Annotated in this window: 11 protein-coding genes; 10 read left to right on the forward strand and 1 reads right to left on the reverse strand. The window is 28.7% G+C overall.

Annotated elements, in window-relative coordinates; genetic code table 11:
* Positions 1–46: 46 nt before the first annotated feature.
* The 6 genes from ACX3PZ_RS06555 to ACX3PZ_RS06580 all read left to right on the forward strand — a co-directional run bounded on the left by ACX3PZ_RS06555 (position 47) and on the right by ACX3PZ_RS06580 (position 5758).
* Complete coding sequence (locus tag ACX3PZ_RS06555; protein WP_459112296.1) at positions 47–823, forward strand: XRE family transcriptional regulator; 777 nt, start codon at positions 47–49, stop codon at positions 821–823.
* A gap of 121 nt (positions 824–944) precedes the next feature.
* A complete protein-coding gene (locus ACX3PZ_RS06560) occupies positions 945–1490 on the forward strand; it encodes an alpha-ketoglutarate-dependent dioxygenase AlkB family protein (RefSeq protein ID WP_459112297.1) in 546 nt (181 codons plus the stop codon).
* A 25-nt stretch (positions 1491–1515) separates the two neighbouring features.
* Positions 1516–2627, forward strand: a protein-coding gene (locus tag ACX3PZ_RS06565; protein ID WP_459112298.1) for an IS3 family transposase whose coding sequence is annotated in 2 segments (ribosomal slippage) — positions 1516–1771 and positions 1771–2627 — 1113 coding nt in all. Because the reading frame shifts where the segments join, the coding sequence is not laid out codon by codon here.
* Between the two features lie 185 nt (positions 2628–2812).
* Positions 2813–4090, forward strand: a complete 1278-nt coding sequence (locus ACX3PZ_RS06570; RefSeq protein ID WP_459112299.1) for an erythromycin esterase family protein — start codon at positions 2813–2815, stop codon at positions 4088–4090.
* Complete coding sequence (locus ACX3PZ_RS06575; RefSeq protein WP_459112300.1) at positions 4090–4992, forward strand: ABC transporter ATP-binding protein; 903 nt, start codon at positions 4090–4092, stop codon at positions 4990–4992. The genes ACX3PZ_RS06570 and ACX3PZ_RS06575 overlap by 1 nt, the downstream gene beginning before the upstream one ends.
* On the forward strand, positions 4985–5758 hold the full coding sequence (locus tag ACX3PZ_RS06580) for an ABC transporter permease (protein ID WP_459112301.1): 774 nt from the start codon (positions 4985–4987) through the stop codon (positions 5756–5758). The genes ACX3PZ_RS06575 and ACX3PZ_RS06580 overlap by 8 nt, the downstream gene beginning before the upstream one ends.
* A gap of 159 nt (positions 5759–5917) precedes the next feature.
* Here ACX3PZ_RS06580 and ACX3PZ_RS06585 read toward each other — a convergent pair whose 3' ends face one another.
* Entirely contained in the window at positions 5918–6574 is a 657-nt protein-coding gene (locus tag ACX3PZ_RS06585; protein WP_459112302.1) for an ATP-binding cassette domain-containing protein, read from the reverse strand.
* A gap of 387 nt (positions 6575–6961) precedes the next feature.
* On the opposite strand from ACX3PZ_RS06585, the gene ACX3PZ_RS06590 reads away from it, so the two are divergent.
* From ACX3PZ_RS06590 to ACX3PZ_RS06605, 4 genes are all read left to right on the forward strand, one after another.
* Positions 6962–7228 carry a hypothetical protein gene (locus tag ACX3PZ_RS06590; protein ID WP_459112303.1) on the forward strand — a complete coding sequence of 89 codons (267 nt, stop codon included), beginning with the start codon at positions 6962–6964 and terminating at the stop codon, positions 7226–7228.
* Between the two features lie 70 nt (positions 7229–7298).
* Positions 7299–8492, forward strand: a complete 1194-nt coding sequence (locus ACX3PZ_RS06595) for a lanthionine synthetase C family protein (protein ID WP_459112304.1) — start codon at positions 7299–7301, stop codon at positions 8490–8492.
* Positions 8493–8497: 5 nt separating this feature from the next.
* Entirely contained in the window at positions 8498–10699 is a 2202-nt protein-coding gene (locus tag ACX3PZ_RS06600) for a lantibiotic dehydratase family protein (RefSeq protein ID WP_459112305.1), read from the forward strand.
* A complete protein-coding gene (locus tag ACX3PZ_RS06605; RefSeq protein WP_459112306.1) occupies positions 10686–11579 on the forward strand; it encodes a thiopeptide-type bacteriocin biosynthesis protein in 894 nt (297 codons plus the stop codon). The genes ACX3PZ_RS06600 and ACX3PZ_RS06605 overlap by 14 nt, the downstream gene beginning before the upstream one ends.
* The last annotated feature ends 158 nt before the right edge of the window (positions 11580–11737 follow it).

Consider the following 11737-nt stretch of genomic DNA (forward strand, 5'->3'; position numbering starts at 1 on the left):
TCTTTTTGAAACTAATTTTGTATTTTTGTTGTCTAAAATTGTAACAATGTCAAAGTTCTCTGATAACATCGTGTTTTTGAGGGGAAAGAAAAATATGACTCAGCAAGAACTGGCAGATCTATTATTTCTTACCCGATCCAGATATGTTGCCTATGAATATGGTAGAACAGAGCCTCCTATTGAAATATTGGTTAGAATTTCAAAATTCTATACCATCAGCATCGACCTATTGTTGACAGTGGATGTCAGAAAATTTTCTGTCGATAAAGTAATGGAGCTCCCTGACAAACGAATCGTTTTGCCTATAAAGGTTGATCAAGATGGAAATAATCAAATTGAGATTATTCCCCAAAAAGCTTCAATGGGCTACCTGAATGGCTACGGAGATCCTGAATACATAGAAAATCTGGAGACCATATCATTGCCTTTTTTAAAAGGAGGTAAGTTTAGGGCATTTCCAGCTGACGGAGATTCAATGCCCCCCTATAAGAACGGAACCTATATCGTGGGTAAATATGTAGAAAATCTGTCGGACTTGAAAACGGACAGAACATATGTTTTCATTACCACTAATGATGGTATCAGTTACAAAAGATTTCAGTTTCATCAAGCAGATGGTATATGGGTTAAGGCTGACAATCAATTTTATGAGCCTTATAAAATTCCATTGATTGAAATTAAAGAAATCTGGGAATTTGCCTGTAGTATTAATACCAAAGAATATGAGCCTGATGAATTTGCAGAACATCATATTCAAAACTTTATCACAGAAATTAAAACTGATATTAAACAGATCAAAGAAAAGATGAGAGATAGGAACTGAACCTATTTTAAGTAAATACATAATAAAAAACTTCCCCGAATGGAAGTAAAAACACAAATGATGAAAAAAATCCCGTAGTAACGGGATATTGCGAAGATCGATATTTTAATATAAAGATATAATGACCCAGCTGAGTTTATTTGAGGCCGACGAATTCTATGAGTTTCCTGAAGATCTTTTGGAGTACAAAGAAAATTTCCTGAGCAGGGAAGAAGCCGACCTGCTTAAAAACAAATTATTGGATGCTGCTCCCTGGGAACAGCGCACCCAGAAAATGTACGATAAGATGGTGCTTACTCCACGGTTGACTGCATGGTATGGAGATTCAAAATATAACGATTCCGATGAAGATAAAAAGCCAACTAATCCATGGACTCCTGAATTGTTTTCATTAAAACAAAGAATTGAGAAGGAATTCGGCTGCAAGTTCAATGCTGTTTTGCTAAACCTATATCGTGATCACAATGATTCCGTTGCCTGGCATCGGGACAAAGAAAGCTGTTATGGTAAACGACCTGTTATTGCCTCAATAAGTCTTGGCCAAACCAGGAGTTTTGATTTCAGAAAAAAAGACCACCATCAGAGTAAATATAGTCTGCCATTACCTCATGTGACCTTCTCCCACAAAACCGTAACACCTAAAAGTAGAGATTTTTCGATAAAGTAATTAACTTTAATACAAGAAAAATCAAATGAAAAAAAGCAGATTTACAGAAAGTCAGATTGTCTTCGCCTTGAAGCAATCCGAGACGGGAGTAAAAGTGGAAGAAGTATGTCGCAAAATGGGTATCAGCGAGGCAACTTTTTACAATTGGAAAAAAAAATTCGGAGGCTTGGGCATAACGGAACTTCGCCGCTTGCGCCAGCTGGAAGAAGAGAACAGCCAACTCAAAAAGCTGGTAGCGGACCTAAGTTTAGATAAGCAGATTCTTCAGGATGTTCTGAAAAAAAAGTTCTAAAGCCGGTTCAGAGGCGTGAACTGGCGAAAGGGATACAGCAGGATTACCGGGTTTCTCAGCGAAGAAGCTGTCGTTTGTTGTTTTTACAGCCTAGTGTTTATTATTACCATCCACATCGGAGAGATGATAAGGCTCTGAGGATGCGACTCATAGAATTTTCCAACATTCGTGTTCGGTATGGCGTGCAGCGTTTACATATTCTTCTGAGACGGGAAGGATGGAAGGACAATCATAAAAGGATCTACAGAATCTATTGTGAGGAAGGTTTGAACCTAAGGAGAAAACGGAACAAAAGAATAAAATCTGCACGCTCCCGGGTTCCTACCAATGGCATTGCTTCTAGTTTACATGAGTGCTGGAGCATGGATTTTATGAGCGATGCCCTGTTTGACGGCAAGAAATTCAGGGTCTTAACTTTAGTGGATAATTATAGCCGTAAATCCTTGGTGCTTCATTCCGGAATTTCCATTAAAGGAGAAGATGTTGCTGAAATATTAAAAAATGTTACCTTTGAGCAGCAAGCCTATCCCAAGCGGATTAAGATTGATAACGGACCGGAGTTTATCAGTAAAGCATTGGACAGATGGGCTTATGAAAGGAAAATAGAACTGGAATTCTCCAGGCCGGGAAAGCCAACAGATAATGCATTTATAGAGAGTTTTAACGGATCATTAAGAGATGAATGCCTCAATGTGAATTGGTTCTTATCGCTGGAAGATGCACAGCAAAAGCTAGATGTCTGGAAAGAGGATTATAACAGTTACAGACCCCATAGCTCATTGGGGAATTTAACGCCAAACGAGTTCATTGAAAACAGTCAAAACATGCAAATTTCTCTATTTTAGATTGTTCCATATATCGGGGGGAGGTCAATCAAGAAAAAATTCTACTTTTGAAGCGTACTGAAAATGGGAAGCTTACAACACTTTTATCACATTTTTGTTTTGGTAAAAATTAATAATTATTTCATTTTGTAAAACTTTAATCAAAAACAGCACTAAAAAATCTAATTAATATATAAATTTAACTGATGAAGAAAATATTTTACACTTTCATTATTTTTATTATTGTAGCTTTTAGCCTGAACAAAATGGTTTACGAAGAAGTTTCCCCAAAAGATAAGCAAGATTTATTTTCTGAAGTTCTACGTTACAAACACCCCATCAAAAGTGTTTCAATGGAGTATATGGATAATAGTGACCTAAAGGTATTCGACACTGTATTAAAAGACAATAGAGTTTTAATGTTAGGAGAAAACACGCACTCTGATGGAGTAACTTTCAAGTTCAAAAGTAGACTTATCAAGTATCTTCATGAGAATTTAAATTATGATATAGTTCTCTATGAAGCAGGTAGATATGATACATGGATAATGAATGAAGAAATGAATCAACATAGAATGAGAATTCCTTCAGATTCTATTGGAGGTCTCGGTCTTTTTGAGTTTTGGTGGGCTAATAGGGAAATGAAGCCTCTTATTGAATATTATCAAAAAACTAAAATATCAGAAAAGCCTATTGAGTTGGGAGGTTTTGATTTTCAATTTTCTGGAGTTACACTTTCAGGAAGACGTGCAAAACTTCTGAAAGATTTTCTTAAAAAAAATAATATAAATATTAATAATTTTCCTGTTTTCAGTAAAAACATTAAAGAGCTTGAATATTTTGTATTTAAAAGCTACGCAAATAAGATTCTCAAAGAAAATTATAAAAATGAGCTTCTCTTGGAAATAAATAAGATTGAAAAAATAATATTAAAATTAGAAAAAACACCAGAAAATATATTATATGCACTATACTTTAATGACTTGAAAAATAATTTTCAGAAATCATGGAATTACAAGGAAGGATCCATGTCTAGTATGCATTATAGGGATTCAATAATGGCAAAAAATCTTATTTATCAAATAGACGACATCTATAAAAATAAAAAAATCATCATATGGTGTGCCAATATTCATACCTTTACTGCAAGGTATGATAAAGATTACCTTCCATTAGGAGCTTATATCAAAGATAAATACGGCAAAGCTTCTTATATGTTGAACTTTTCCACATATGCTAAAAAGAGTAATAAAGGGAATCTAACTGATAAACCAGGAAAACATGCAATAGAAAATATATTTCACAAAACAAAAACTCCTTACTTTTTTATTAATCTCCGTGATATTACTGAAAGTTCTCCTTTGAAGAAGGAATTTGTATCCACTATCAATCAAGGAGTTGATCAGAGAAGGTTTTGGAGTCGTTTTCTTGATGGAATTTTTTTTATAGATACAAATACACAACTAACACCAAACAAGAAGTAATGGAAAGTATAATAACCAAAAATCTAAGTTACTCAATAGGTTCTAAAACCATTTTAAATAATGTAAGTTTGAATGTTCCAGAAGGTAGTATTTATGGTTACTTAGGAAGAAACGGCGCAGGAAAATCTACTACGATTAAACTTCTTTTGGGACTTTTGGAAGAAACTGGTGATCAAATTTTAGTTCAAAATAAAAGTTTGAAGCAAAACAGGACAGAAATTCTTTTTTCAACGGGAAATCTTATAGAATCTCCTTGTTTTTATACCAAACTAACAGTTTTTGAGAATTTAAAATATCTTGATATTATTTATGAAAAAGGCACCAAAAGGATTGACGAGATTCTGGAAATAGTAGGTCTAGCTAAAGAAAAAAAGAAAAAAGCAAGTGACCTTTCTATGGGGATGAAACAACGTTTAGGAATTGCTATGGCCATATTTCATGATCCAGAGTTGCTAATTTTAGACGAACCTTTAAATGGACTCGATCCTCAAGGTATATTTGAAATGAGAAGTCTTTTTCAGAAACTGAATGAACAGGGGAAAACTATTTTTATTTCGAGCCATATTCTTAGCGAATTAGATAAAATAACAACTCACATTGGAATTATTGAAGATGGAAAAATAGCTTTTCAAGGGACAAAAAATGAACTTTTAGGAAAAGTTGAAAAGAATGTTATTTTAAAGGTAAGTAATGGTGAAAAGGCAACTTCCGCTTTACAAGGAATCTTTAACATACTTCAAACGGATTTGAATAAAATTTCAGTAAAAATTACTAATGACAAAGAATTCAATACGCTAATAAAAACCATAATTACAAATGAGATTGATATTTATGATATAGAGTCATATAACACAAATCTTGAGCAAATCTTTATTAAATTAATTTCTAATATCCATGACTAATACTTTCTATAAAGCTTTTTCTTCAGAACAGTATAAACTTTCTAAAAATAAAGAAATTTTCGGAATTCTGCTAATTCCCACGCTGGTTATTTTTGCGATTACATTCTATATTGCTTACGACTCAATTAGATCGGGAATTACAGAAAGTACTATCAATCCGTGGAAATTTATATTGGGAAGGTCTGTATTTCTTTTTTTATATATGCTGTATCCAATTTTAGTTTCACTTTTTGTCCATGCTTGTTGTGATGTAGAATATCGGAATAGTAACTATAGAATTTTATTTACTGTTCCTATTTCTAAGTCTAAAATATTTATTTCTAAGGTTTTGTTTATCTTATTAATAGTTTTATTCTCTACATTGCTTTCATATGCGGCATTTTTAGGGTCAGGTTATATTTTAGGAATTACTTTTCCCAATATGGGGTTTCAGAATTATGATTACAGAGAAGTGATATTTTATATTTTCTTAAAATTCCATATTATGCTTTCAGCTATTGCTATGATGCAACTTGCATTAAGTCTATTTTTCAAAAATTTTATTTATCCTATAGGTTTCAGCATGTTTATGCTTCTTTTTTCCGGGGTAGTGAGTGAGAAAAATTTTTCGGATTTTTTAGTATACACGGGAGGCTATAAATCTTATTTAAATTTTATGAGTGAAAATACCCTATTTGAAAGACTAGATTACTGTAATATAGTTGCTATATTTATTTTTGCTTTGGGAAGTTTTTATATTTTTACGAAAAAGAAACAGTTTGTATGATCTTAATTACCTCGAATGGATTAAATTCTTGTGATTTTTTTAAATTTAGATAGTAAATAATAAGTTTCTTCGAAGAAATCCATATAGACACTACCTTAGGGATTATATATTCAAATAATTAGAAAATTTACAGAAAAATTGAAAAAATAAAAGCAAATATTATAAATAATTATTTCTTAAATATTTATAAAATATTAAATCATATTGTTCTTTAACCTCCTTAATTGAGCCATTATATAATAAAATAACCCTTGTAGAGATATCTAAAATTTCTCTATAATTATGATCAGTTATTATAATTCCTTTGTACATAGATTCTGATATTATGTTGCTTTTAAGCTCATTTATATGAATGGGGTCAATGTTTTTAAAAGGTTCATCAAGTAAAATATATTCAGCATTTGAGTGTACAATAAGTAATGTTTCAATAATTCTTTTTTGCCCTCCTGATAATTCGTTAGGTTTGCTATTTATAAACGGTTTTATTAAAGGATTGTTTAACAGAAATGTTGATTTTTCGTTACTACAAAAACTATGAATAATTTTTTTTATCTTGATATGAGAAGGAAGAAAAGAAAATTGTGGAAGGTATTTTATTATACCATTATTATCAAAAACAGTTTTTATTATTTTATTGTTGACCTTAATAAATTTCTGGTCAGCAGGAAGAGAACCAAAAATTATTTTTAATAGTGTAGATTTTCCCATACCATTGGAGCCCAGTAATCCAATAATTTCTCCTTTACTACATGAAAGGAAAATATCATGTAGTATAGTTTTATCATCAAAAGTTTTAATTATGCTATCAACTTTCATAGAAAATAATTCTTAAATGAGAAATAAAATAGTAAATATAATGTTAATTCCAAAAGTGATTAACCATAAAAAAACTTTACTGAATCCTAAATTATAATAAAAGTAATATTCATTAGGATATATTAACTCATAAAAAATATAATGGAATATTATTGAAAAGAGAGTATAAGAGAGAGCTGATGACCTATAAGAAAATCCAAATATAATACTTACTAAAATAGATATACATAAAGTTGGTATTAAAATTTTAGAATAGAAAAACAAATAATTTATAATTTTATTCAGCACAATATTAATTATTAATTGATAACAAAGTAACAAAATATATTTGTTCAATATGAAAAAAAATATATATTTGTTAGACAAAACAATTTAAATTTCAAAATCATGAAAAAGAAAAAAATTTTAAAGTTTTCAAAAGAAACAGTAACAAAATTAGACAAAAATTCTAAAAAGCTTATTAACGGTGGAGCCGCTGGTATGGAACAAGCAATAGATGCAGGTTTTTCAGCTGGTTGTACTGATGGATGTGGTATAACAAAAACTCATTTGAATTGCACAGAAGCTACGTGTACTGCTGATTGTGGTTCTGCTATTAATTGCGCTCCAACATCGAGGTCTTTAGACGGTCTTACTTGTACTTTTGTTGGGTAATTAAAGTACTTTTACATTAAGAATAGGAGGCTGTTTTTTCAGCCTCTTTTTAATTGGATATTTCTTGACTATGAGCTTAATCATTACAAAAGAGAAACAAAAAGAATTAGAAAATTTATTATACTTTATAGCTGAAGGAATTATAAATAAAAAAGATAACCCAAATATAGGTTTACTATCTGGTGCAATGGGAGAGACCCTATTTTTATATGAATATTCTCAAATAAATAAGAATTATGAAAAATATGTCACTAAAAAAATAGATTATATATTTGAGTCTATAGAAAACGGAAATGTCTTTCATACGTATTGTAATGGATTACCTGGAATTTGTTTGGCTATTGATTATATTCAGTCTAAAAGCCATTTTGATTACAAGCGTTTTGATTTTGTAGATAATCAAATTGATGAATGGCTTATTGAACAATTTAATATTTGTATTAATGAAGGAAATTATGATTTCTTACATGGAGCAATTGGAATAGGATATTATTTTTTGGAGAAATTCAAAAGTGGTCATCTCAAATCAAAAAAAACCTTAAATGTTTTATTAAAATTCATTAATAATTCTGCAATTAATGAAAATGATTTTGTTAAGTGGAAAACTCATAATAAGGTTCTGAACATTTCTTTATCTCATGGTATGACAAGCATTGTGCTCTTTTTATTAGATCTATACAAATTAGATGTGAAATTTGATTATAATATTGAACAAATTATCAAAGGAGCAATAAATTTTATTTTAGCACAGGAAATTGATTGGAAGATGTATGGATCTTACTATCCTTTTACGTCTATCGAACAGCAAAAAGATAAAATTCATGGAAGTAGGCTATCTTGGTGCTATGGAGATCTTGGCATTGCAATCATGCTACGTAAGGCTTCTAAAATTTTTAATCAAACTATATGGGAAGAGAAATCTAAAGAAATATTTGAATATTCTACTACAAGAAAAAGCATTAGTGAGACTACAATAGTAGATGCAGGAATATGTCATGGAAGTTCTGGTGTTGCATTAATTTTTTATAATGAGTTTTTAAAAACAAATAATGCACATTATGCAGTAGCTGCTCAATTTTGGCTTAATAAAACACTAACGTTTTATAAAGAAGATTCAGAAAATTTTTCAAAAGTTTGTTACAACACTATTACAGGAAATTATGAACCCAACCCTAGTATTCTCGATGGTACTTCTGGAGTAGGATTAGCCTTAATATCATTTATTAATAATAAACTTGATTGGTCAAGATTTTTAACAATATGAAAAATATGAAAAAAAAATATTCAGTATCTGATAATTTTATAATAAGATACCCTTTTTTTTCTTTTAAATACAACGACGGATGGGATATTAATGACATACACGAGTGTGACAAGTTTAATTCCCCCTTATTTATAGCTTCTCCTACACTTTTAGATGAGTTTAAAAAGCTTAAAGAAGGAAAAATAAAAGATGTAAAATCAATTGATAAAATTAATATTTCTTTATATAAATACTGGAGTAGAATAAAATCTAGACCTACTCCTTTTGGCTTATTTTCAGGTGTTTCTTTAGGAGAAATCCATAATCATACTGATTTAGTTTTTAGTGAAAAATCCATAGCTAAAATTAGAATGGATATGAAATATCTATTTGATATTTTTACTTATCTTAAAGATATTCCTGAAATAAAAAATCAAGTAATTTTCTATCCCAATGACAGTATTTACTCTTTTAATAGTAAATATCGCTTTATAGAGAAAAAATATTCTAATGATTCTATTAAGTACGAAATTTCTGCTACTGACAAAAGCTCTTCTTTAAAAAAACTTTTATTATTGGCAAAAACAGGAATTAATTATAAAGGAATTGTGGATTTTCTTGTTTCAGAGGGATATAATGAAGATGAAAATTTGCATGAATATATTAATAATATCATTGATTCTCAAATTTTAATAAGTGAACTTGAACCAACATTAATAGGTGATGATTATTTGGAAAGAATTTTAAAAATTATAGAAGAGAGAAATATAAGTCACGATATTTTCAATAAACTTAAAGATTTAAAATTTGAATTAAAAATACTGAATGAAAAAAATAATGTTATAGAGATTAGTGACATATTAAGAATAGAAAAAATTGTTAAAAACATCAAAATTCCTTTTGACAATAAATATCTTATACAGATTGATTCTACAAAGCAATTTCAATCTTCATATCTCAATAAAGATTATACTAATGAATTATTAGATGCTATTACTTTTTTATCAAAAATAGGATCAATAAAAAATGAAAATCAGGACTTAGAAGATTTCAAATCCATTTACCAAGAAAAATATGAAAGTGAAGAAATTCCTTTACTACAAGCACTAGATCCTGAAATTGGAATAGGATATCCTGTTAGCAAAAATGTAGGAAAAGAATATAGTAATTCATTAATCAAAAATTTTCTTCTTGTAAATAATAGTGTGAAAAAAGGACACAAAAGATGGGATCTAATACAGGATATTTTAATAGAAAAGATAATTACGGCTAAAGAAAACAAAGATAATGAAATTGTAATTTCAAAAGAGGACTTTCCTTTCTTTGATATGGTTATATCTGATATGTCTCCTGTAATTTACTCAATTTTTGAAGCAATAAATGATACTCAAAATAACGCATTGATTTATTTAAAATTTGTAGGTAATGGTTCTGGTGCTAAATTAATGAGCAGATTTTCACGTCTTGACAAGGGCATAGAAGAATATGTAAAAAAGTTAATGAAAATAGAGCAGGAGAAAAGTAATATTGAATTTGTAGAATTGTCTCATTTATCTGAATCTCCAAGAGTCGGAAATATTTCTATAAGACCAAGGCTTACTAATTACGAAATAACTTGTTTGTCAAATTCAAATTTAGATCAAAAATTTATTATTCCTATATCTGATATTCTTTTATCAATAAGAAGAAATAAAATTATTCTAAGATCGAAAAAACTAAAAAAAGAAATTTTCCCTACTCTTACAACTGCACATAACTTTAGAGATTCTTCTTTTCCAGTATATAGATTTTTATGTGATTTACAATATCAAAACCTTCAATCAAATGGATTAATGCTAAATATTAACCTCAATCTTAATTATATTCCTAGAATCAGATATAAAAACACAATTTTACGATTAGCAAGTTGGGAAGTAACAAAAAGCGAGCTTACAGATATTTTTGAAAAAAAACTATATGATGCTTCAAAAATGGAAATCATCAGAAAATGGATTGAAAAAAGAAATATTCCGCAATATATTTTGGTTTCAGAAGATGATAATGAAATGTTCATTGATTTCTACAATATAAATAGTATCAATGTATTTTTGTCACTACTAAAGAAAAGAAATAAACTTAAAATAGTTGAATTTTTATATAATGATAAAACTGCTATTTTAAGAGATAGTTTTGGAAATCCTTATAGAAATCAAATAATTATACCTCTATTTAGAAATGATGAAGAATAGAAAATATGCACCAGGATCAGAATGGCTTTATTTTAAAATTTACACAGGCTATAAAACAGCAGATAAGCTTTTGTTGAATAAAATTTATCCTTTAATTATTGATTTAAAGAGGAAAAAATATATTGATCAATTCTTTTTTATAAGATATTCAGATCCTCATTATCATTTAAGAGTTAGATTGCATATCTCTGAGCACAAAAATTTGGGTGAGGTCATTGTTTTATTTAATAAAAATTTATATAAATTATTGAATAATAATACTGTATGGAAAATTCAAATTGACACATATAATCAAGAGATTGAGAGGTACAATGTTCACTTAATCGAACATATAGAAAATTTTTTTCATATTGATAGTGATTACATTATTAAAATTTTGAAAGCAATAAATATTAAATTTAATAATGATGAAGATATAAAATGGATTATTGGTTTAAAACTTATAGATAGTTCACTTTCTTTATTTTATTCAGGGGAAGAGGACAAAATGAATGTTATTAGTGCAATGAGTGAATCCTTTAAAAATGAGTTTGGGTTTAATATGTATAATTCTAAACAATTTAATAGTAAATATCGAGAGAATAAGCATACAATAGAAGCTGTAATGTCTGGTGTAAATATAATTGATGATTATAATTATACAAATTTATACAATCTTTGTAAAAGAAGGCATAAAGACTTAATAGCATCTACATTATTAATTAAACAGACACAATTAAAAAAACAACTATCACAGGATATAATAATTGATCTTATACATATGACAATTAATAGATTAATTCCTGCTGAAAATAGATTGCACGAATTAATATTATATGACTTTGTAAAAAGATATTATTTAAGTGTAATAGCAAAGAAAAGAAACAAAAAATATAAATAACATATATTTAAAATTATTTTATTTTTAGATTTTTAACAGGTCTCATTTTTATTAGTTATAGAAAAAATTGTTAGTTAAAAATAACAAGTACAAGAGAAATGTCAAAACCCATTAAAGTCAGAAGCCCTTTAGACGGTCTTGGTATATTATAATAAATG

The organism is Chryseobacterium sp. A321 (assembly GCF_054489265.1).

What these genes read in the sequence shown, in the direction of transcription:
- ACX3PZ_RS06570 (WP_459112299.1), top strand. Translation starts at nt 2,813, where the DNA reads ATGAAGAAAATATTTTACACTTTCATTATTTTTATTATTGTAGCTTTT.
- ACX3PZ_RS06575 (WP_459112300.1), top strand. Translation starts at nt 4,090, where the DNA reads ATGGAAAGTATAATAACCAAAAATCTAAGTTACTCAATAGGTTCTAAA.
- ACX3PZ_RS06580 (WP_459112301.1), top strand. Translation starts at nt 4,985, where the DNA reads ATGACTAATACTTTCTATAAAGCTTTTTCTTCAGAACAGTATAAACTT.
- ACX3PZ_RS06585 (WP_459112302.1), bottom strand. Translation starts at nt 6,574, where the DNA reads ATGAAAGTTGATAGCATAATTAAAACTTTTGATGATAAAACTATACTA.
- ACX3PZ_RS06555 (WP_459112296.1), top strand. Translation starts at nt 47, where the DNA reads ATGTCAAAGTTCTCTGATAACATCGTGTTTTTGAGGGGAAAGAAAAAT.
- ACX3PZ_RS06590 (WP_459112303.1), top strand. Translation starts at nt 6,962, where the DNA reads ATGAAAAAGAAAAAAATTTTAAAGTTTTCAAAAGAAACAGTAACAAAA.
- ACX3PZ_RS06560 (WP_459112297.1), top strand. Translation starts at nt 945, where the DNA reads ATGACCCAGCTGAGTTTATTTGAGGCCGACGAATTCTATGAGTTTCCT.
- ACX3PZ_RS06595 (WP_459112304.1), top strand. Translation starts at nt 7,299, where the DNA reads ATGAGCTTAATCATTACAAAAGAGAAACAAAAAGAATTAGAAAATTTA.
- ACX3PZ_RS06600 (WP_459112305.1), top strand. Translation starts at nt 8,498, where the DNA reads ATGAAAAAAAAATATTCAGTATCTGATAATTTTATAATAAGATACCCT.
- ACX3PZ_RS06605 (WP_459112306.1), top strand. Translation starts at nt 10,686, where the DNA reads ATGATGAAGAATAGAAAATATGCACCAGGATCAGAATGGCTTTATTTT.